Source organism: Enterobacter cloacae complex sp. SHL018, from assembly GCF_049237905.1.
GTDB lineage: Bacteria > Pseudomonadota > Gammaproteobacteria > Enterobacterales > Enterobacteriaceae > Enterobacter > Enterobacter hormaechei_C.
On the sequence record NZ_JBMKJE010000001.1, the window covers coordinates 344,018 to 365,246 of the forward strand.

The window sequence follows — 21,229 nt, forward strand, 5'->3', positions numbered from 1 at the left end:
AAGTCACTGCCTTTATCAGAACCTCGTATTCACGCTCATATACCAGGTACGGCCCGGTTCATTATACGTATACGCGCCCGCACCGTACATATACGCGCCGGTGGTGGTATTACCCGTGGTCTGGGCGTTACCCGCACGCCACTGGCGCTTGTCGAAGACGTTGTCCACGCCGCCGGTCAGGCTGACGTTTTTGGTCACGTCCCAGGTCGCGCTCAGGCCAACGATGCTGTACGGGCTGACTTCGTCTTTCTCAGACCCGGTCACCGGCTGACCTTTGTAGTTGTACTTCTTCGGCTGCTGCTTGCCATACCAGGTGAAGGTCGACTGCAATGAGACATCCTGACGTACCTGCCAGCTCAGGGTAGAGTTCAGCGTATACTCCGGGATGATCGACAGACGATCGCCGGTCTCCTTGTTCTTGCTTTGCAGCATGTAGGTGATGTTGTTGGTCCAGTTGATGGTATCGCTGACCGGCACGTTCAGGGAGCCTTCCAGACCTTCTACTACCGCCTTCGGCACGTTTTCCCACTGGTAGATATCGGTGGTGACTTTGCCGGTGGACGTCTGGCCAATCGGCGCGTAGCCCGCTTCAATCTTGTTGCGGTAGTCGTTGCGGAACCAGGTCACGCCCGCCAGCCAGCCGTCGCGTTTCCACTCCAGGCCAATCTCTTTGTTGATGCTGGTTTCCGCTTTCAGATCGTCGTTACCCATCATGTAGCAGCCCACGCCGTCGGAACTGGCGTAGCAGCCCTGGCCTTTACTGTACAGCAGGTAGTTCGGGTTGGTCTGATACAGGCTTGGCGCTTTATAGGCGCGCGCGATGCCCATCTTCAGGGTGAAGTCATCCCCCAGACCCTGCGACAGGTTCAGGGACGGGCTCCAGTTGTTACCCACAATGGTGTGGTGGTCGAAGCGCAGGGCAGGGGTCAGCATGGTGCTGTCGGTCAGCTCCATGTTGTTTTCGGCGAACAGGGAGAAGATCTCCGCTGAGGTGTACGGGCTACGGTCTTCGCTCATGCCCGGGATAGTGCCCCCCTGTTGGGTTTGCGTGAAGGAGGTCGAGTCCTTCATGCGCTGCTGGTTCCATTCGGTGCCGAGCGTCAGGTTCTGGTTCACAATGAAATCAATCGGCAGGTTGATTTCGCTGTGCAGCATCACGTCGGCCAGGTCGGTATCGGTGAATTTATTGCTGTTGAACAGGCCTTCCAGACCGCCCGCCAGGCCTTCGCCCAGACGCGAGTTGCGGGTGTGCTCGTACTGCGCCCAGTTGCTGGTGGTAATGCCGTTATCCCAGCCGCCGTTCCAGGTCACCGCGAAGTTCTGACGATAGATACGGTTAGTCTCTTTACCGTAGTTCTTCTTCACCAGCCCGCTTGAGCTGTTGTCGTTGTTGGTATTCTGGGTATCGCCCGCGTAAAGGTTGTTCTGGCGGCTGTATCCCGCCTCAAACTCCAGGGACTGCATAGGCGCAAAGTCCCAGCGCACCACGCCGTTGATGTCTTTATTCTCGACCCCTTCACGGCCTGCCGGCAGCGTGTCGGCATATGCGCCGGTACGGTCAGACTGATGGCCCTGGTTAATGTCCCAGGCGTCGGCCTGGGTTTTATCCAGGTTACCGTACATGCGGAAGCTGAAATCCCCGCCCAGCGGGCCGCTCAGGCTGAAGTTAGTGCGTTTGGTGGAACCTTCGTCTTTATGCTCTGGCGCATTCAGGTAGGTGTTCCAGGAGCCGTGCCACTGGTCGTCAAATTTTTTGGTGATGATGTTCACCACGCCGCCCGCCGCACCGTTACCGTAGCGGGCAGCAGCCGGGCCACGGATCACTTCGATGCGCTCGATCATCTCCGGCGGGACCCAGCCGGTATCGCCGCGGGTATCACGCTCGCCGCGCCAGCCCAGACGGATGGAGTTGCGGCTGGTGACCGGCTTGCCGTCGATCAGGATCAGGGTGTTTTCCGGGCCCATGCCGCGAATGTCAATCTGACGGTTATTCCCGCGCTGGCCGCTGGTGGAGTTGCCGGTCAGGTTAACGCCCGGCATGGTGCGGATGATTTCCGCCACGTCGCGCGCGGGCGGGTTTTTGCGGATCTCGTCGGCGGTGATGGTCGACACGCCCGGCGCCTGCAAATTCTGCTCGGCGGCGGTGATCACCATGGTGTCTTCATGCTGCGCGGAGGCGGTGTTGTCGTCTGCCATGACGGGCAGCGCGACACCATAAATCCCTAAATTGACCAGCAAGGCCAGAGAGTGAATCTTCTTATTCATTGTACGTCCCGCTTTTATGGTTATTTAATGAGCGCGCTTCCCACAGCGCGGGCATTACGCTATTGCAAATGCAAATAGTTATCAATAATATTATCAATAAAATTTGCTCTGAAACAAAAAAGACTGTTAAACATGGGGTTATAAGGGTGACGGCGTTAACAACCGGAAGTGAAGCGTGGTGGCAGGCGAAAAACGGGCCGGAACGGGAACGTCATCAGGAAAACTATCGCGTGACATTCTGGTGGCGGGACCCGGCGGGAACGCAGAAAACGTCGACGGTTAAACGCGTCTGGCTCTACGTCACCGGTGTGACCGATCACCATCAAAATGCCCGTCCGCAGTCCCTTGAACGTATCCCGGATACCGACGTCTGGCAGTGGCAGGGCGAGTTCAGCCCGGAATGGCGCGGCAGCTACTGTTTTATCCCCTCCGACAATGAAAACGATTTTGCCAGCGCAGTGTTTGAAGGCGATCAGCCGGACCGCATGGCGCTGCGCGAAGGCTGGCGCAAACTATTGCCGCACGCGGTGTCCGACCCGCTGAATGCCCAGAGCTGGCGCGGCGGGCGCGGGCACGCCGTCTCGGCGCTGGAGATGCCGGAGGCGCCCGTACAGCCCGGCTGGAACCATCCCGATACCCCTTACAAAAAGCCTGTCTGCATTGAGTGGCACAGCGCGCGTCTGAAGAACCGTCGCCGCGTGTGGATTTTTACCACCGGGGATGAAAGCCCCGAGCGCCCGCTGGCGGTGCTGCTCGACGGGCAGTTCTGGGCCGAAAGCATGCCCGTCTGGCCTGCGCTGGCGTCGCTCACCCATGAAGGCAAACTGCCGCCTGCGGTCTATGTCTTAATCGACGTGATTGACACCGCACACCGCAGCCGCGAGCTGCCGTGTAACCCTGATTTCTGGCTGGCGGTGCAGGACGAACTTCTCCCGCAGGTGAAAAGCATGGCCCCGTTCAGCGACCGCGCCGACCATACCGTGGTGGCGGGTCAGAGCTTCGGCGGGCTCTCTTCCCTCTATGCGGGCCTCAACTGGCCGCAGCGTTTTGGCTGCATCCTCAGCCAGTCCGGATCCTACTGGTGGCCGCACCGCGGCGCGCAGCAGGACGGGCTGCTCATCGAACAACTCAAAGCGGGTGACAAAACCGCTCGCGGGCTGCGCATCGTCCTTGAGGCCGGGCGCAACGAGCCGCTTATTTTGCGCGCAAACCAGGCGATCCTCGCCGAACTATACACTCAGCAACCGGTTTTCTGGCGTCAGGTTGACGGCGGACACGATGCGCTTTGCTGGCGCGGTGGGCTGACGCAGGGGCTGATGACCCTCTGGCAGCCGCTTATTCAATAACGGAGTCTGTATGGAATTCAGCAATCCTTTCGATAATCCGCAGGGACAGTTCGCCATTTTGCAAAATGACCAGGGGCAGTACAGCCTGTGGCCGCAGCAGTGCGAGTTGCCCGCGGGCTGGCGCGTGGTCTGCGAACCGCAATCTCAGGAGGCGTGCCAGCAGTGGCTGGCGGAACAGTGGCAGACGCTTGAGCCGTCATGTTTTGCGGGGGAGCGCGCATGAACCGTCTCCCTCTTGTCGCCGCCCAGCCGGGGATCTGGATGGCAGAGCAGCTTTCCTCCCTGCCAAACGCCTGGAGCGTCGCGCACTACACCGAGCTGAAAGGCGCTATCGATGCGCCATTGCTGGCAAAAGCCATCGCTGAAGGCATGATGCAGGCCGACACCCTGCGGATGCGTTTTGCCGAAGATAACGGTGAGGTGTGGCAGTGGATCGATGAGGCCATGCTCCTGCCGGAGCCGTCCATCGTGCGCGTTGACTCCCACGACGCCGCCGTGGCGCTGATGGAGGCCGATCTCAACCAGAACCTGCGCGTCGACAGCGGTCAGCCGCTGGCGTTTCACCAGCTGATCCAGGTGGGAGAAAGCCACTGGTACTGGTATCAGCGGTATCATCATCTGGTGGTAGATGGCTTCAGCTTCCCGGCTATTACCCGTCAGATCGCCGCCACTTACGCTGCGTGGCAGAAAGGTGAATCCACGCCGGCCTCGCCGTTCACCCCGTTCGCCGAGGTGGTGGAGGAGTATCAGCGCTATCGCGACAGCGAGGCGTATCAGCGCGACGGTGCTTTCTGGGCCGAACAACGCAAACAGCTTCCTTCTCCGGTCTCGCTCTCTTCCGCGCCGCTGCCGGGACGCGCCGCCACCACCGATATCCTGCGCCTGAAAATTGCGATGGACGGCCGTGCGTTCAGCCAGCTTGCACAGATGGCAGGCCAGGCGCAGCGTACCGATCTGGCCCTTGCGCTGGTGGCGCTGTGGCTGGGCCGCCTGACCGGACGGCTGGACTACGCCGCCGGGTTTATCTTTATGCGCCGTATGGGCTCCGCCGCGCTGACCGCGACCGGACCGGTGCTCAACGTCCTGCCGCTGGCGGTGAATATTCGCCCGCAGGAGAGCCTGCCGGAACTGGCGCTGCGCCTGGCGAATCAGCTGAAAAAGATGCGCCGCCATCAGCGTTACGACGCCGAGCAGATCGTGCGCGACAGCGGACGTGCCGCAGGCGATGAAGCCCTGTTTGGTCCGGTGCTGAACGTCAAGGTGTTCGATTATCAGCTGAATATCGACGGCGTGGAGGCCATTACCCACACGCTGGCAACCGGCCCGGTGAACGATCTGGAGCTGGCGCTGTTCCCGGACGAGCAGGGCGGACTGAGCATTGAGATCCTCGCCAACGGGCAGCGTTACGACGAGGCGACGCTGAAGGGGCACGCGGCGCGCCTGAACGCAATGCTGACGCAGTTTGCCGCCAATCCGGACCTGCGCTGTGGCGACGTGGAAACCGTATCAGAGCAGGAATACGCCCGGCTGGCGCGCATCAACGATACCGGGCTGGCGCTGCCGTCCACCACGCTGGCGGATCTTGTGGCGGAGCAGGCGAGCAAAACGCCGGACGCCCCCGCGCTGGCGGATGCCCATACTGAACTGAACTACCGCCAGATGCGCGAGCAGGTGGTCGCGCTGGCAAACCTGCTGCGCGCGCGCGGCGTGAAGCCGGGCGACAGCGTGGCGGTGGCGCTCCCGCGCTCGGTGTTCCTGACCCTGGCGCTGCACGGGATTGTTGAAGCTGGCGCCGCCTGGCTGCCGCTGGATACCGGTTACCCGGATGACCGTCTGCGGATGATGCTGGAGGACGCGAAGCCGTCGCTGCTTATTACCACCGACGAGCAGCTTCCGCGCTTTAACGATCTGCCGATCGCCACCTTTAGTTACAACACACTATTACCGGCCACCGATGCTGAACCTCTGCGCCTGGCGAAGCCGGGGCAGACCGCGTACATCATCTTTACCTCCGGTTCGACGGGGCGTCCAAAAGGGGTGATGGTCGGCCATACCGCCATCGTTAACCGCCTGAAGTGGATGCAGGATCATTATCCACTGGCGGCGCATGACGTGGTGGCGCAGAAAACGCCGTGCAGCTTTGACGTGTCGGTGTGGGAGTTCTGGTGGCCGTTTATCGCCGGGGCGAAGCTGGTGATGGCCGAGCCGGACGCGCACCGCGATCCGCAGGCAATGCAGAGTTTCTTCGCAGAATATGGCGTAACCACCACCCACTTCGTGCCGTCGATGCTGGCGGCGTTCGTCGCCTCGCTGACGCCGGAAAACGTCGACTGTTGCAGGACGCTGAAGCAGGTGTTCTGTAGCGGCGAGGCGTTGCCGACTGCGCTGTGTCGCGAGTGGGAACAGCTCAGCCATGCGCCGCTGCACAACCTCTATGGCCCGACCGAAGCGGCGGTGGATGTCAGCTGGTATCCGGCGTACGGCCCCGAGCTGGCGGCGGTGGAAGGCAACAGCGTGCCGATCGGCTTCCCGGTGTGGAATACGGGGCTGCGCATTCTGGACGCGATGATGCGCCCGGTGCCGTTCGGCGTGGCGGGGGATCTCTATCTCACCGGCATCCAGCTGGCGCAGGGGTATTTGGGACGCCCCGACCTTACCGCCAGCCGCTTTATCGCCGATCCGTTTGCCCCCGGCGAGCGAATGTACCGCACCGGGGACGTTGCCCGCTGGCTGGACAACGGTGCGGTGGAATATCTAGGCCGCAGCGACGATCAGCTGAAAATCCGCGGCCAGCGCATTGAGCTGGGCGAAATCGACCGGGCGATGCTCGCGCTGCCGGATGTGGCCCAGGCGGTGGCGCACGCCTGCGTGTTCAACCAGGCGGCTGCCACGGGCGGCGATGCCCGCCAGCTGGTGGGATACGTTGTCTCTGAATCCGGCTTAACGCTGGATCGCGACGCGCTGCTTACATCACTCAAAGCCCAGCTGCCGCCGCATATGGTGCCGGTGGTGCTGCTGCAAATCAGCGCGCTGCCGTTAAGCGCCAACGGCAAGCTGGATCGCAAGGCGCTGCCGCTGCCGGAGCTGACCAGCAAAACTTCCGGTCGCGCGCCCGAGACGCAAACTGAAGTCACCGTGGCGCAGGCGTTTTCTGCCCTGCTGGGCTGCGCGGTGAACGATATCGAGGCCGATTTCTTTGCCCTCGGCGGCCACTCGCTGCTGGCGATGCGCCTTGCGGCTCAGCTCAGCCGTGCGTTCAGCCGCAAGGTCACGCCGGGGCAGATTATGGTCGCCTCGACGGTGAGCAAGCTTAGCGCCCTGCTGGACTCGCAGATGAGCGACGAGCAGGCGCAGCGTCTGGGGTATGAAACCGTTCTCCCGCTGCGTGAAAGCAACGGCCCCACGCTGTTCTGCTTCCATCCGGCGTCCGGCTTTGCCTGGCAGTTTAGCGTCCTGGCGCGCTACCTCAGCCCGCGCTGGTCAATCGTCGGCATTCAGTCTCCCCGGCCTGACGGGCCGATGCAGCAGTGTACGGATCTCGATGCGGTGATCGAGCATCATCTGAACACGTTGCGTAAGCAACAGCCGCAGGGGCCGTATTATCTGTTCGGCTATTCCCTCGGCGGCACGCTGGCGCAGGGCATTGCGGCGCGTCTGCGCGAGCAGGGTGAAAACGTAGCGTTCCTCGGCCTGCTGGATACCTGGCCGCCGGAAACCCAGAACTGGGCGGAGAAAGAGGCCAACGGCCTCGATCCGGAGGTGCTGGCGGAAATTGAGCGCGAACGTCAGGCGTTTATTGCCGCCCAGCAGGGGCAGGGCTCCAGCGAGTTGTTTAACGCCATTGAAGGCAACTATGCGGACGCGGTGCGGCTGCTCACCACGGCACATAGCGCGCGGTTTGACGGTAAAGCGACGCTGTTTGTCGCCGAGCGAACGCGAACCCTGGATCCGCAGGCCGCGTGGGCGCCGTGGGTGGATGAGCTGGAGGTGTACAGCCAGGACTGCGCCCACGTGGATATTATTTCACCGCAGGCGTTTGAAAAGATTGGGCCGGTACTGAAGGAAATTTTTGGATAGTGCAAATGCCCGGTGGCGCTGCGCTTACCGGGCCTACGGGAGCTGAATGTAGGCCGGGTAAGGCGTAGCCGCCACCCGGCAATTACCGCCGACCCAACGGCACCACCAACGGCGTACCCGCCACCGGATCGTCAATAATCATGCAGCGCATTCCGTAGATCCGCGCGATCAGATCCGGCGTCACAATCTCTTTCGGCGCGCCCTGCGCCACAATCTCGCCGTCGCGCAGCGCAATCAAATGCGTCGCGTAGCGGCACGCCTGGTTTAAGTCGTGCAGCACTGCCGCCAGGGTGTACCCCTGCGTACGATTCAGTTCGCTCAGCAGCTCCAGCAGGTCAATCTGATGGCTGATATCCAGCCAGGTCGTCGGCTCGTCCAGCAGCATGATGGAGGTCTCCTGCGCCAGCACCATCGCGATCCACGCGCGCTGGCGCTGTCCGCCGGAGAGGGTATCGACGCTTTGCTGGGCCAGATCGGTGATGCCCGTCGCCTGCATCGCTCGGTTCACCGCCTCGTCGTCCTCCTTGCGCCAGCGGGTAAACAGCGGCTGGTGCGGGTAGCGCCCGCGGGAGACCAGCTCCTGCACGGTAATATCCCCCGGCGTGGTGGCGTTTTGCGCCAGCAGCCCAATACGGCGTGCCACCTCTTTGCTGGCGAAGCGCTGGATCTGCTCCCCGTCGAGGAACACGCTGCCCTCAACCGGCGACATCAGGCGGCTCAGCGTGCGCAGCAATGTCGATTTGCCGCAGCCGTTTGGCCCGATAATGGCGGTGAAGTGGCCGTCCGGAATGGCAACGGATAAGTCCCGGGCAATGATTTTTTTACCGTAGCCGAGGGTCAAGTTTTCGCCGCGCAAGCGGGGTGTTGAATCTGTCATTTCTTGCGTGACTCCTGAACGAGCAAGACGATGAGGTAAATCCCGCCGAGGCTGACGGTCACCACGCCCACCGGCAGTTGATAAGGCGTAAACAGCCGCTGAGCGCAGAGATCGGCGGCCAGCAGTAATACTGCGCCGCACAGCGCTGCCTGGGTTAATCCCCAGCGCGCGGTGCCGCTAAGTCGCCGCGCGATATGCGGCGCGACAAGGGCAATAAACGAGATCGGCCCGGCGATGGCGGTAGACGCTGCGGTCAGCAAGACCGCCACCAGCATCAGCATCAGGCGCGAGCGCTCTACGCTCACGCCCAGCGCGCAGGCGCTGTCGTCGCCCATCTCCAGCAGGCGCATGCGCCTGACCAGCAGCAACGCGCCAATAAACATCAGGATAATCAGCGGCGCGGCGGGCCAGGTTTTTCCCCACGTCAGACCGTTGAGGGAACCGGCGTACCACAGCCCGGCGGAGAGTGCGGTTTCCAGCGACGCCTGTAGCAGAAGCCAGGTGTTAAACGCCATCAGCATCGCGCGGATGCCGATCCCGATGATGATCAGGCGGAAGGTGTCGATGCCGTTGCGCCAGGCCAGGGCCCAGATAAGCAGGGAGGTGAGAATGCCGCCCGCCATCGCCGTAAAGGTAATGGCCGTGAGATGCTGCCCGAACAGCACCATCGCCACCAGCACGCCGCTCCACGCGCCGGTATTCAGGCCCATCACGTCCGGGCTGCCGAGGGGGTTACGCATCAGCGACTGGAATATCGCGCCGCTGACGCCAAGCGCCGCGCCAACCAGGATCGCCATCGCCACGCGCGGCAGTCGCCATTCGGTGACCACCATGGTGATGTTACGCGGCGCGCTGCCGGTGAGAGCATGAAAGACCTGCGCGAAATCAAGCGTTACGGCACCGCTTTGCAGGCTCCAGACCGCCAGCAGCAGACTGGCGACGACCAGCAGGGCGACGCTGGTGAGTAATCGACGGGACGGGGCCATCATGCGCCACCCCCGCGTCTGCGTCGTACCAGGAAGATCAGCACCGGCGCGCCGATAAAGGCGCTGACCACCGAGACGCGCAATTCACCCGGCACCAGCAGGCGGCCCAGTACGTCGGCAAACAGCAGCAGGGCAGGGGTCGCCAGCAGCGTGACCGGCAGTGACCAGCGGTGATCCGCCCCCACCAGCCAGCGCGCCATGTGCGGCATCATCAGGCCGATGAAGGCAATCGGCCCGACGACGGCGGTCGCGCTGCCGCACAGCACGGTGATGACAAGCAGGCCCGTCAGCTGCGTGCGCGCCACGCGGTTGCCGAGGGCGGTCGCGGTGTCGCTGCCGAGGCTCAGGCTGTTGAGCGCCCGGCTTAAACACAGCGCCACGACGGCAGCGATAAACACCGGGAATGCCACCACTTTCAGGGTATCAAGGGTACGGATATCCAGCGAACCGGCCTGCCAGAAGCGCAGCTGGTCATACACGTCCGGGTTGAGCAGGGCGATGCCGTTGGACAAGCCTTCCAGCACCGCCGCGAGCGCCACGCCCGCCAGTGTCAGACGTACCGGGCTGAGCTGTCCGCCGCCCTGGCTGCCGGTAAAGGCCACCACCAGCGAGGCGGCCAGCGCGCCGCAGAAGGCCATCACCAGCTGTTCAGACGGAGAGGTGAAACCAAACAGCGCCGCGCCGAGCACAATGGCGAAACTGGCACCAGAGTTCACGCCGAGAATGCCAGGGTCCGCCAGCGGGTTGCGGGTGAGGGTTTGCATCAGGGCACCGGCAAGCCCGAGTGCGCCACCGGCCAGCAGGCCGGCAAGGGTGCGGGGCAGCCGGGCGTCGAGCACGATAATGCAGTCGGCGCTCTGGCAGGTACCGGAGAGTGCATCGACAATAACGGACGCGGGCAGCGGCTTCGCGCCAACCAGCAAACTGAGTGCAATCGCAAGGATCAACAGCAGCAATAAAACGGGCACGGCTACGGCGCGCACCGCGGAAGAGGAAAACGACATAGCAACGTCCATGATGTGATAATGATAGTAATTATCGTTATCTATCTTATTTGGCTATGTTAGCATGTGCGCCCATGGAAATGGTAGACCGATACCTCAAGGCCTTGTCATGAATCAAAAATCCTGGCTGCTCAACCTCAGCCTGCTGAAAACGCACCCGGCGTTTCGAGCGGTTTTTATCGCCCGCTTTATCTCCATTTTATCCCTCGGCCTGCTCGGGGTCGCCGTGCCGGTACAGATCCAGACCATGACCCACTCCAGCTGGCTGGTGGGGTTATCCGTCACCTTAACCAGCGGGGCGATGTTTATCGGCCTGATGGTGGGCGGCGTGCTGGCGGACCGCTACGAGCGTAAAAAACTGATCCTGCTGGCGCGCGGCACCTGCGGGGTGGGCTTTGTCGGGCTGTGTCTGAACGCAATGCTGCCGGAGCCGTCGCTGATGGCGATTTATGCCCTGGGCCTGTGGGACGGCTTTTTTGCCTCGTTAGGCGTGACGGCGCTGCTGGCGGCCACGCCCGCGCTGGTCGGGCGCGAAAACCTGATGCAGGCGGGGGCGATCACCATGCTCACCGTGCGCCTCGGTTCGGTGATTTCGCCGATGGTCGGCGGCCTGCTGCTGGCGACCGGCAACGTGGCGTGGAACTACGGCCTTGCCGCGGCGGGAACCTTTATCACCACCCTGACGCTGCTGCGTCTGCCGCTCCTGCCACCGCCGCCGCAGCCGCGCGAGCATCCGCTGAAGTCCCTGATGGCCGCGATTCGTTTTCTGTTCAGCAACCCGCTGATTGGCGGCATTGCGCTGCTCGGCGGCCTGCTGACGATGGCGAGCGCCGTGCGCGTGCTGTACCCGGCGCTGGCGGGCGAGTGGCAGATGAGCGCCTCAGAGATTGGCGTGCTGTACGCCGCCATTCCGCTCGGCGCCGCGTGCGGGGCGCTGACCAGCGGAAACCTGGCGCAGAGCGCGAGACCGGGGTTAATCATGCTGGTGGCGACGCTGGCCTCGTTTATCGCGATTGGTTTCTTCAGCCTGATGCCGGTGTGGGCGCTGGGGGTGATGTGTCTGGTGATTTTTGGCTGGCTGAGCGCGGTCAGCTCTCTTTTACAGTACACCCTGATCCAGACCCAGACGCCGGAAGGGATGCTCGGGCGCATTAACGGCCTGTGGACGGCGCAGAACGTCACGGGCGATGCGATTGGCGCAGCGATCCTCGGCGGGCTGGGGGCGATAATGACCCCGGTGGCGTCGGCGAGCAGCAGCGGGTTTGTGTTAGCCGTGGTTGGCGTAATTTTATTGGCGGTTTTGGTGGAGTTGCGTCGGTTCAGGCAGAACCTGTAGGTCGGGTAAGGCGTAGCCGCCACCCGACAAAAAGCCCGGTGGCGCTGCGCTTACCGGGCCTACGGGAAACGTGCCTCTTATTTAAAAATTGAATTCAAACGCTGCAACACCAACATCGCGCTGTAATAATCCAGGCGGAACGTCTCCGTTCCCAGCGCCCAGACACGCTTGTTCTTGACCGACGGCAGATGCGCCAGCAGCGGATTGGCGTAAATCGCGTCCACGTCTTTCTGGTCGCCGGCAAACACGAACAGCCCTTCGCCGTTCAGCCCCGTCGCCAGGTTTTCCCCGCCCAGCTGAATAATGTCGTGACGCTTGCCCTGGCTTTTCGAGGTGTGCAATCCATCAGGTAACGCCGCCAGCGTGAAGCCCAGCTGGTGCAGCAGCTTGCCCTGAGCCGAGTCTGTCGTCCACAGGTTCGCCGTGTGCGCCGCGGCGGTGTAGACGATGGCGTTCACCGGCTGCGGCGGCAGTTTCATCTGCTGCTTCACCTGGGCGAGCTGTTTATCGAAGGCAGCGATGCGATCTGCGGCCTGTGTTTCCTGCCCGGTGATCGTCCCCAGCTGGGTCAGCAGTTCCTGCCAGCTTTTGTCGTCGTAGTTAATGATAAGCGTCGGGGCGATGGCGGAAAGCTGATCGTAGAGTGCCAGCGCGGAATCCCCGCCGGTGGCGCTGATCAAAATCAGGTCCGGCATCTGGGCCGCGACGGCTTCGGCGCTCGGCTCGCCGATGTACAGCCGGGCAACCTTACGCTGTTTCGCGATATCGCCCCACTGACGTAAAAAGCCCTGTGCATCCGCCACGCGGTTGTTTGGCGTGGTGGCTCCGCTGGCAATAACCGGGGCGTCAATGGCCAGCAGGGAGCCGGTTAGGGTCACGCTGGTGGAGACAATGCGCGTCGGTTTGCTCTCAAGCGTATGTACGCCGCGGCTGTCTGTGACCTGACGCGGCCAGTCGGCGGCCGTCGCTGAGGTTAGTCCTAAAACAAAAAGTCCTGTTAAAAGAAAGGCATTACGGCAAACGGCAGGGAGTTTCACAGAGCGGCATCCTGTTTTTGTTGAAGTTAATGCTTCTCATTTTCATGATTGCGGGGAAGGGATGCAAGCGTTAGTCGCACAAGTTGTTTGCTCTGCGGTTGACACCAGGGCGATGTGGGATTAGGTTAGCCGACGAAAATATAAATGATAATCATTATTACTGCTTTTATCATTTTAGGAGGATGATATGGATACGTCATTGGCTGAGGACCTTCAGCACACCGCGACCACGCTGCAATCAGACAGCTTTTTCTTTATGTCGCCCTATCGCAGTTTTACCACGTCAGGCTGTTTTGCCCGTTTTTCTGAACCCGCCGTCGGCGGTGACGATCCGGCGGGCCCCTTTCAGCAGAAATTAGCTCAGGCTTTCCAGAATGCGAAAAACAGCGGCATTGCCCATCCGGTGATGGTAGGGGCGATCCCCTTCGATACCCGCAAACCGTCATCGCTGTTTATTCCGCAACGCTGGCAAACCTTCTCCCGCCCGGCGCGTCAGCAGTCCGCACGCTACGCCTCCGGCGCGCAGACGCTGAACGTGCAACAACGCACCGAGATCCCGCCGCAGCCGGTTTTCGAGGAGATGGTCGCTCGCGCCGCGTCGCTCACCGCCACGCCGCAGGTGAATAAGGTGGTACTGTCGCGCCTGATTGATATCGCCACCGACAAACAGATTGATAGCAGCGCGCTGATGGAGCGTCTTATCGCCCAGAACCCGGCGAGCTTTAACTTCCACGTACCGCTGGAAGACGGCGGCGTGCTGCTGGGCGCCAGCCCGGAACTGCTGCTGCGTAAAGAGGGCGCGCACTTTAGCTCGCTGCCGCTGGCGGGCTCTGCGCGCCGTCAGCCGGACGATGTGCTGGATCGCGAAGCGGGCACTAAGCTGCTGGCCTCCGAAAAAGACCGTCACGAGCACGACCTGGTAACGCAGGCGATGAAAACCATTCTGGAACCGCGCAGCCATCATCTGACCATGCCGGCTTCCCCGCAGCTCATCACCACCCCGACGCTGTGGCATCTGGCGACGCCGGTAGAAGGTGACGCGCGTGAAAACGAGAACGCCCTGACGCTGGCCTGCCTGCTGCACCCGACGCCAGCGCTGAGCGGCTTCCCGCATCAGGCGGCAAAAGAGCTGATTGCCGAGCTGGAGCCGTTCGATCGTGAGCTGTTCGGCGGCATCGTCGGCTGGTGCGACAGCGAAGGTAACGGCGAGTGGGTGGTAACTATCCGCTGCGCGCGGCTGCATCAAAATACCGTTCGCCTGTTTGCCGGCGCGGGCATTGTGCCTGCTTCCTCCCCGGTGGGCGAGTGGCGCGAGACGGGCGTGAAGCTCTCCACCATGCTCAACGTGTTTGGTTTGCACTAAGGAATACTCATGACCATCCCTTTTACCCGCTGGCCTGAGGATTTTGCCCGCCGCTACCGTGAAAAAGGCTACTGGCAGGATCTGCCGCTGACCCACATCCTGACGGACCATGCGGACAACGATGCGGTCGCGATAATTGACGGCGATCGCCGCATCACCTACCGCGCGTTTAATCAGGCGGTGACGAATCTGGCGTCTGTCCTTCAGGCGCAGGGGCTGCATCGCGGCGAGACAGCGCTGGTGCAGCTCGGCAACGTGGCCGAGTTCTACATCACCTTCTTCGCGCTGCTGCAAATCGGCGTCGCACCGGTCAACGCGCTCTTTAGCCATCAGCGCAGCGAACTCAACGCCTACGCGGAGCAGATCAAACCCGCCGTGCTGATTGCCGACCGCGACCACACGCTGTTCGCGGGTGATGATTTTCTCAATACCTTTGTGGATGCGCATCGCTCGGTACGCGTTGTGCTGCTACGCGGCGATAAGGGCGAACACGCGCTGGAGGCGGCGATTGCACGCCCGGCGGACAATTTCATCCCGAACCCGACGCCCGCCGACGAAGTGGCGTTCTTCCAGCTCTCCGGCGGCAGCACCGGCACGCCGAAGCTGATCCCGCGTACGCACAACGACTACGACTACAGCATCCGTCGCAGCAACGAAATCTGCGGTATCACTGCGCGCACCCGCTATCTGAACGCGCTTCCTGCGGCGCATAACTACGCCATGAGCTCGCCGGGATCGTTAGGCGTTTTCACGGCGGGCGGCTGCGTGGTGCTGGCTAACGATCCGAGCGCCACGCTCTGCTTCCCGCTGATTGAGCAGCATCAGATAAACGTCACCTCACTGGTGCCGCCCGCGGTCAGCCTGTGGTTGCAGGCGATTGCCGACGGCGCGGGGAACGCCCAGCTGAAATCCCTCGAACTGCTCCAGGTAGGCGGCGCACGTCTCTCCGCCACGCTTGCGGCACGTATTCCGGCGGAAATTGGCTGCCAGCTTCAGCAGGTGTTTGGCATGGCGGAAGGGCTGGTGAACTACACCGCCCTCGACGATGCGCCGGAGCGCATCATCAATACCCAGGGCCGCCCGATGTGCCCGGACGATGAAGTGTGGGTGGCGGACGAGGACGGCAACCCGCTGCCGCGCGGGGAAGTCGGGCGTCTGATGACGCGCGGCCCTTACACCTTCCGCGGCTATTTCAATAGCCCGGAACACAACGCCAGCGCCTTTGATGCCAACGGTTTCTACTGCTCGGGCGATCTGATCGCCATCGATGAGCAGGGTTACATCACCGTGCAGGGGCGCGAGAAAGATCAGATCAACCGCGGTGGCGAGAAGATCGCCGCCGAAGAGATCGAAAACCTGCTGCTGCGCCACGACGCGGTGATCCACGCCGCGCTGGTGAGCATGGAGGACAGCCTGCTGGGCGAAAAAAGCTGCGCGTACCTGGTGGTGAAACAGCCCCTGCGCGCGGTGGAGGTGCGCCGCTTCCTGCGCGAGCAGGGCGTCGCCGAATTTAAGCTGCCGGACCGCGTGGAGAGCGTGGATGCGCTTCCGCTCACGCCGGTCGGCAAAGTTGATAAGAAACAGTTGCGCCTGTGGCTTGCTGAACGCGCCCGGGGCTGAGGAACAGATAATGGCCATTCCAAAATTAACCGCATACGCGCTGCCAACCGCCGCCGAACTGCCGACCAGTAAAGTGAACTGGGCGTTTGAACCGGAGCGCGCCGCGCTGCTGATCCACGATATGCAGGAGTATTTCCTGAACTTCTGGGGCGAAAATAGCGACATGATGCAGCAGGTAGTGGCGAACATCGCTAAACTGCGCGCGTACTGCAAAGAGCACAATATTCCGGTGTACTACACCGCGCAGCCGAAAGATCAGAGCGATGAAGACCGCGCCCTGCTGAACGATATGTGGGGGCCGGGCCTGACTCGCTCGCCGGAGCAGCAGCGCATCGTCGCTGAGCTGACCCCGGACGAAGCGGACACCGTGCTGGTGAAGTGGCGCTACAGCGCGTTTCACCGCTCGCCGCTGGAGCAGATGCTTAAAGAGACCGGGCGCAACCAGCTTTTGATCACCGGCGTGTACGCCCACATCGGCTGCATGACCACCGCCACCGACGCCTTTATGCGCGACATCAAACCGTTCTTTATCGCCGACGCGCTGGCGGATTTCACCCGCGACGAGCACCTGATGTCGCTGAAATACGTGGCAGGACGTTCGGGCCGCGTGGTGATGACCGACGAACTGCTGCCGTCCGTTCCGACAACGAAAGCCGCGCTGCGTGAGCTGATCCTGCCGCTGCTGGACGAGTCCGACGAGCCGATGGATGACGAAAACCTGATCGACTACGGTCTGGATTCAGTGCGCATGATGGCGCTGGCCGCCCGCTGGCGCAAAGTGCACGGCGACATTGATTTCGTGATGCTGGCAAAAAATCCGACCCTCGATGCCTGGTGGGCGCTGCTCTCCCGCGAGGTGAAGTGATGGTTTTTGATTTCACCGGTAAAACGGTCTGGGTGACGGGCGCGGGTAAGGGCATTGGTTATGCGACCGCGCTGGCATTTGTGGAGGCCGGGGCGCAGGTGACCGGGTTCGATCTGGCTTTCCCTCACGGCGAATATCCGTTTGCCACCGAAACGCTGGACGTGGCGGATGCGGCGCAGGCGAGTGACGTCTGCGGGCGTTTGCTCAGCAGCCTTGAGCGGCTCGATGTGCTGGTTAACGCGGCGGGCATTCTGCGTATGGGCGCGACGGATCAGCTCTCGCAGGAGGACTGGCAGCAGACCTTTGCGGTCAACGTCGGCGGCGCGTTCAACCTGTTCCAGCAGACGATGGGCCAGTTCCGTCATCAGCAGGGGGGGGCGATTGTGACGGTGGCCTCTGACGCGGCGCACACGCCGCGCATCGGCATGAGCGCCTACGGCGCGTCGAAAGCGGCGCTGAAAAGCCTGGCGCTGACCGTCGGGCTGGAGCTGGCGGGCAGCGGCGTACGCTGTAACCTGGTGTCGCCGGGTTCAACGGATACCGACATGCAGCGCACCCTGTGGACCAGCGATGATGCGGAACAGCGGCGCATTCGCGGTTTTGGCGAGCAGTTCAAGCTCGGCATTCCGCTCGGTAAAATTGCCCGTCCACAGGAGATTGCTGCGACCGTGCTGTTCCTGGCATCCGATGCCGCCAGCCATATCACCTTGCAGGATATCGTGGTGGACGGCGGCTCCACGCTGGGGGCGTAATGATCTGGAAACGTCATTTAACGCTCGAGGAGCTGAACGCCACCAGCCTGAATACGATGGTGGGGCACCTTGGCATCGTCTATACCCGCCTCGGGGACGATACGCTGGAAGCGGAGATGCCGGTGGATGCCCGCACCCACCAGCCGTTTGGCCTGCTGCATGGCGGCGCCTCGGCGGCGCTGGCGGAAACGCTGGGCTCAATGGCCGGTTTTCTGATGACCCGTGACGGGCAGAACGTGGTGGGCACGGAACTGAATGCCACGCACCACCGCGCGGTCTCTCACGGTAAGGTACGCGGCGTGTGTCAGCCGCTGCATCTGGGCCGTTCCAGCCAGAGCTGGGAGATCGTGGTGTTCGACGAGCAGGGGCGGCGGTGCTGTACCTGTCGGTTGAGTACGATGGTGTTGGGGTAAGTCATTCAGCTGAAAGTGATCGGCTTAACACTGTGGTGTAAATCTCTGGTTTGACCACGCATTATTGCGTTTCAAAGTTGTTAAATTTTATCCGTTGTTCTAGAAACAAAATGTAACATCTCACTGTTTCACAACAACGGACAACAACTATGAACAACTCAGGGAAATACCTTACGTGGGCGGTGCTCTCCGTGGTGGGAGCCTTTGCCCTGGGCTATATCGCCCTCAACCGGGGGGAGCAGATCAACGCGCTGTGGATCGTCGTCGCCTCCGTCTGCATTTATCTGATCGCATACCGTTTTTATGGCCGCTATATCGCGAAGACGGTACTGGGCGTAGACGGCACGCGCATGACGCCGGCCGTGCGTCATAACGACGGGCTGGACTACGTGCCGACCGATAAAAAAGTGCTGTTCGGTCACCATTTCGCGGCGATTGCCGGGGCAGGCCCGCTGGTGGGGCCGGTACTGGCCGCGCAGATGGGCTACCTGCCAGGGATGATCTGGATCCTCGCGGGGGTGGTGCTGGCGGGCGCGGTGCAGGACTTCATGGTGCTGTTCGTCTCCACCCGCCGCGACGGTCGTTCACTGGGTGAGCTGGTGAAAGAGGAGATGGGCGCAACCGCCGGGGTGATTGCGCTGGTGGCGACCTTTATGATCATGGTGATCATCCTCGCGGTGCTGGCGATGATCGTGGTGAAAGCCTTGACCCACAGCCCGTGGGGAACCTATACCGTCGCCTTCACCATTCCGCTGGCGCTGTTTATGGGGATCTATATCCGCTATCTGCGTCCGGGGCGCATTGGTGAAGTTTCAGTTATTGGCCTGGTGTTCCTGGTGTTTGCCATTATCTCCGGCGGCTGGGTAGCGGAAAGCCCGACCTGGGCGCCGTTCTTCGACTTCACCGGCGTGCAACTGACCTGGATGCTGGTGGGCTACGGCTTCGTGGCGGCGGTGCTGCCGGTATGGCTGCTTCTGGCCCCGCGTGACTACCTCTCTACCTTCCTGAAAATCGGCACCATCGTCGGGCTGGCGATCGGCATTCTGATTATGCGTCCGACCCTGACCATGCCTGCGCTGACCAAATTTATTGACGGCACCGGCCCGGTCTGGACCGGCAACCTGTTCCCGTTCCTGTTTATCACCATCGCCTGCGGCGCGGTGTCGGGCTTCCACGCGCTGATCGCCTCCGGAACCACGCCGAAGATGCTGGCGAATGAAAATCAGGCCTGCCTGATTGGCTACGGCGGCATGCTGATGGAATCCTTCGTGGCGATTATGGCGCTGGTTTCGGCCTGTATTATTGACCCGGGCGTTTACTTTGCGATGAACAGCCCAATGGCGGTACTGGCCCCGGCCGGCACCGTTGACGTGGTTGCCTCTGCCGCGCAGGTGGTCAGCGGCTGGGGCTTTGCGATTACCCCTGAAACGTTGACGCATATCGCTAATGAGGTCGGCGAGCAGTCGATTATCTCTCGTGCAGGCGGGGCACCAACGCTGGCGGTGGGCATGGCCTACATTCTGCACGGCGCGCTGGGCGGGCTGATGGATGTCTCGTTCTGGTATCACTTCGCCATTCTGTTCGAGGCGCTGTTTATTCTGACGGCGGTGGATGCCGGTACGCGTGCGGCGCGCTTTATGTTGCAGGATCTGCTGGGGGTGATCTCCCCGAACCTGAAGCGTACCGATTCACTCCCGGCTAACCTGCTGGCGACGGCGCTGTGCGTGCTGGCGTGGGGCTACTTCCTGCATCAGGGCGTGGTCGATCCGCTCGGCGGGATTAACACCCTGTGGCCGCTGTTCGGTATCGCCAACCAGATGCTGGCGGGCATGGCCCTGATGCTCTGTGCCGTAGTCCTGTTCAAGATGAAGCGCCAGCGTTACGCATGGGTGGCGCTGGTGCCAACGGCGTGGCTGCTGATCTGTACCCTGACCGCGGGCTGGCAGAAAGCCTTCAGCCCGGACAATAAGGTGGGCTTCCTGGCGATCGCCAACAAGTTCCAGGCGATGATCGACAGCGGTAAGATCCCGGCACAGTACACCGAATCTCAACTGTCGCAGCTGGTGTTTAACAACCGTCTGGACGCCGGGCTGACCATCTTCTTTATGGTGGTGGTTGTGGTGCTGGCGTTGTATTCTCTGAAAACCGCGCTGGCGGCGTTGAAAGTCGACAAACCGACGGCGAAAGAGACGCCGTATGAGCCAATGCCTGAGAACCTGGACGAGATTGTCACCCAGGCGAAAGGGGCGCATTAACCCGTGTGCCGGGTGGCGGCTTCGCCTTACCCGGCCTACATTTCCTGTGAGATCAGAACTATGTTCGACACCCTTTCCAAAGCAGGTAAATACCTGGGCCAGGCCGCTAAAATGATGATTGGCGTGCCGGATTACGACAACTACGTCGAGCATATGCGCGTCAACCACCCGGACCAGACGCCCATGACCTACGAAGAATTTTTCCGCGACCGTCAGGACGCCCGCTACGGCGGCAAGGGCGGGGCGAAGTGCTGTTAACCCTCTTTTGGTAAATAGAGGCTGATCTGCTCCTGTTTACAGCCGTAAATTGCCGCCAGCTTTTCGCGGGTGCGCTTTTGCGGTCGGGAGTCCAGCGCTTCCAGCTGTGACACGGCGGACTGGCTGATGCCAAGCTTCTCCGCCACCTCCTGCTGGGACATGCCGCGTAAAATGCGCCAGGCGGCCTGTAGGCTGACGTTTTGCCAGGTCATGATGCTGCATACTTCTCCGGGCAATTCCACGTCATCCAGACTATCGTGTTCGACTTCAATATCCTCCAGATCGTCGTCGGTTTCGTCGTCAATTTCTGACATTTGTAAGAGCATACGAAAATATTCGTGATAGGGAATAACGGCGTACTGCGTTTTCCCGTTATCGTCCTTGATTAGCTGAACAGCCATAGGTGGCACTCTCCTCATGCAGGTAAGTCGTTGAAGTTCTGCGCTTGACGGCCAAAACATAACAATGGTTATCAGGATTGTCCCGAAGCGTATAGACGATGCGGTAATCGCCTACGCGAAGCCGGAAATGATCTTCGGTCGCCGATATTTTTTTGATATCTGGCCGGGGAGCCGAGCGGTCATCCAGCTCAGTAAGCTTTACCTCAATGCGACGCTGATACCGCTCGTCAATTCTGGAAAATGCCTTTTTTGCACCATTGGACCAGACAATCTTCATCCGTACCTCCACTGTACGCCCACACAAAATATAAGGAAATAATAAGACTATTAGATAAATTCCGAATTTCTAATGGGGTACTGTAGAGCGGAGAAAA

General features: G+C 61.4%; 18 protein-coding genes. 11 read left to right on the top strand and 7 right to left on the bottom strand.

Annotated elements, in window-relative coordinates; genetic code table 11:
* Nucleotides 1–15: 15 nt before the first annotated feature.
* Nucleotides 16–2,265, bottom strand: a complete 2,250-nt coding sequence (locus ACOTY5_RS01765; protein WP_015571183.1) for a TonB-dependent siderophore receptor — start codon at nucleotides 2,263–2,265, stop codon at nucleotides 16–18.
* 146 nt (nucleotides 2,266–2,411) lie between these two features.
* Here ACOTY5_RS01765 and fes point away from each other — a divergent pair, with 146 nt between their 5' ends.
* The 3 genes from fes to entF are packed head-to-tail and all read left to right on the top strand — an operon-like array spanning nucleotide 2,412 to nucleotide 7,688.
* Entirely contained in the window at nucleotides 2,412–3,611 is a 1,200-nt protein-coding gene (fes, locus tag ACOTY5_RS01770) for an enterochelin esterase (protein ID WP_045142676.1), read from the top strand.
* 10 nt (nucleotides 3,612–3,621) lie between these two features.
* A complete protein-coding gene (locus ACOTY5_RS01775; RefSeq protein WP_015571182.1) occupies nucleotides 3,622–3,834 on the top strand; it encodes an MbtH family protein in 213 nt (70 codons plus the stop codon).
* Complete coding sequence (gene entF, locus ACOTY5_RS01780; protein WP_045142677.1) at nucleotides 3,831–7,688, top strand: enterobactin non-ribosomal peptide synthetase EntF; 3,858 nt, start codon at nucleotides 3,831–3,833, stop codon at nucleotides 7,686–7,688. The genes ACOTY5_RS01775 and entF overlap by 4 nt, the downstream gene beginning before the upstream one ends.
* Before the next feature lie 82 nt (nucleotides 7,689–7,770).
* Here entF and fepC read toward each other — a convergent pair whose 3' ends face one another.
* From fepC to fepD, 3 genes are read right to left on the bottom strand one after another with little or no spacing between them, the layout of a single operon-like run.
* Nucleotides 7,771–8,565: an iron-enterobactin ABC transporter ATP-binding protein gene (gene fepC / locus ACOTY5_RS01785; protein ID WP_045142678.1), complete on the bottom strand. Its 795-nt coding sequence runs from the start codon at nucleotides 8,563–8,565 to the stop codon at nucleotides 7,771–7,773.
* Nucleotides 8,562–9,551 (bottom strand): iron-enterobactin ABC transporter permease, encoded by a 990-nt coding sequence (gene fepG, locus ACOTY5_RS01790; RefSeq protein ID WP_026080545.1) that lies wholly within the window; start codon nucleotides 9,549–9,551, stop codon nucleotides 8,562–8,564. Before fepG ends, fepC begins: the two co-directional genes overlap by 4 nt.
* Nucleotides 9,551–10,555 (bottom strand): Fe(3+)-siderophore ABC transporter permease, encoded by a 1,005-nt coding sequence (gene fepD / locus ACOTY5_RS01795; RefSeq protein WP_045142679.1) that lies wholly within the window; start codon nucleotides 10,553–10,555, stop codon nucleotides 9,551–9,553. Before fepD ends, fepG begins: the two co-directional genes overlap by 1 nt.
* Nucleotides 10,556–10,664: 109 nt before the next feature.
* On the opposite strand from fepD, the gene entS reads away from it, so the two are divergent.
* A complete protein-coding gene (gene entS, locus ACOTY5_RS01800; protein WP_045142680.1) occupies nucleotides 10,665–11,891 on the top strand; it encodes an enterobactin transporter EntS in 1,227 nt (408 codons plus the stop codon).
* 77 nt (nucleotides 11,892–11,968) lie between these two features.
* Here entS and fepB read toward each other — a convergent pair whose 3' ends face one another.
* Nucleotides 11,969–12,928: a Fe2+-enterobactin ABC transporter substrate-binding protein gene (fepB, locus tag ACOTY5_RS01805; protein WP_045142681.1), complete on the bottom strand. Its 960-nt coding sequence runs from the start codon at nucleotides 12,926–12,928 to the stop codon at nucleotides 11,969–11,971.
* Nucleotides 12,929–13,115: 187 nt separating this feature from the next.
* Here fepB and entC point away from each other — a divergent pair, with 187 nt between their 5' ends.
* The 7 genes from entC to ACOTY5_RS01840 all read left to right on the top strand — a co-directional run bounded on the left by entC (nucleotide 13,116) and on the right by ACOTY5_RS01840 (nucleotide 20,454).
* The gene (entC, locus tag ACOTY5_RS01810; protein ID WP_017382512.1) at nucleotides 13,116–14,291 is read left to right on the top strand and encodes an isochorismate synthase EntC; all 1,176 of its coding nucleotides are present in this window, start codon (nucleotides 13,116–13,118) and stop codon (nucleotides 14,289–14,291) included.
* 9 nt (nucleotides 14,292–14,300) lie between these two features.
* Nucleotides 14,301–15,911, top strand: coding sequence for a (2,3-dihydroxybenzoyl)adenylate synthase EntE (entE, locus tag ACOTY5_RS01815; protein ID WP_045142682.1), 1,611 nt, complete (start codon nucleotides 14,301–14,303; stop codon nucleotides 15,909–15,911).
* 10 nt (nucleotides 15,912–15,921) lie between these two features.
* Nucleotides 15,922–16,776: an isochorismatase gene (locus ACOTY5_RS01820; protein ID WP_015571175.1), complete on the top strand. Its 855-nt coding sequence runs from the start codon at nucleotides 15,922–15,924 to the stop codon at nucleotides 16,774–16,776.
* Nucleotides 16,776–17,528 (top strand): 2,3-dihydro-2,3-dihydroxybenzoate dehydrogenase EntA, encoded by a 753-nt coding sequence (gene entA / locus ACOTY5_RS01825; RefSeq protein ID WP_017694337.1) that lies wholly within the window; start codon nucleotides 16,776–16,778, stop codon nucleotides 17,526–17,528. The genes ACOTY5_RS01820 and entA overlap by 1 nt, the downstream gene beginning before the upstream one ends.
* On the top strand, nucleotides 17,528–17,941 hold the full coding sequence (entH, locus tag ACOTY5_RS01830; protein ID WP_015571173.1) for a proofreading thioesterase EntH: 414 nt from the start codon (nucleotides 17,528–17,530) through the stop codon (nucleotides 17,939–17,941). The genes entA and entH overlap by 1 nt, the downstream gene beginning before the upstream one ends.
* Before the next feature lie 149 nt (nucleotides 17,942–18,090).
* The gene (gene cstA / locus ACOTY5_RS01835; protein ID WP_015571172.1) at nucleotides 18,091–20,196 is read left to right on the top strand and encodes a pyruvate/proton symporter CstA; all 2,106 of its coding nucleotides are present in this window, start codon (nucleotides 18,091–18,093) and stop codon (nucleotides 20,194–20,196) included.
* Nucleotides 20,197–20,256: 60 nt separating this feature from the next.
* Complete coding sequence (locus ACOTY5_RS01840; protein ID WP_006809671.1) at nucleotides 20,257–20,454, top strand: YbdD/YjiX family protein; 198 nt, start codon at nucleotides 20,257–20,259, stop codon at nucleotides 20,452–20,454.
* Here ACOTY5_RS01840 and ACOTY5_RS01845 read toward each other — a convergent pair.
* The gene (locus tag ACOTY5_RS01845) at nucleotides 20,451–20,855 is read right to left on the bottom strand and encodes a helix-turn-helix domain-containing protein (RefSeq protein WP_032670385.1); all 405 of its coding nucleotides are present in this window, start codon (nucleotides 20,853–20,855) and stop codon (nucleotides 20,451–20,453) included. The two genes, ACOTY5_RS01840 and ACOTY5_RS01845, sit on opposite strands and share 4 nt — an antisense overlap.
* Complete coding sequence (locus tag ACOTY5_RS01850) at nucleotides 20,827–21,132, bottom strand: type II toxin-antitoxin system RelE family toxin (protein WP_045142683.1); 306 nt, start codon at nucleotides 21,130–21,132, stop codon at nucleotides 20,827–20,829. Before ACOTY5_RS01850 ends, ACOTY5_RS01845 begins: the two co-directional genes overlap by 29 nt.
* Nucleotides 21,133–21,229 lie beyond the last annotated feature (97 nt).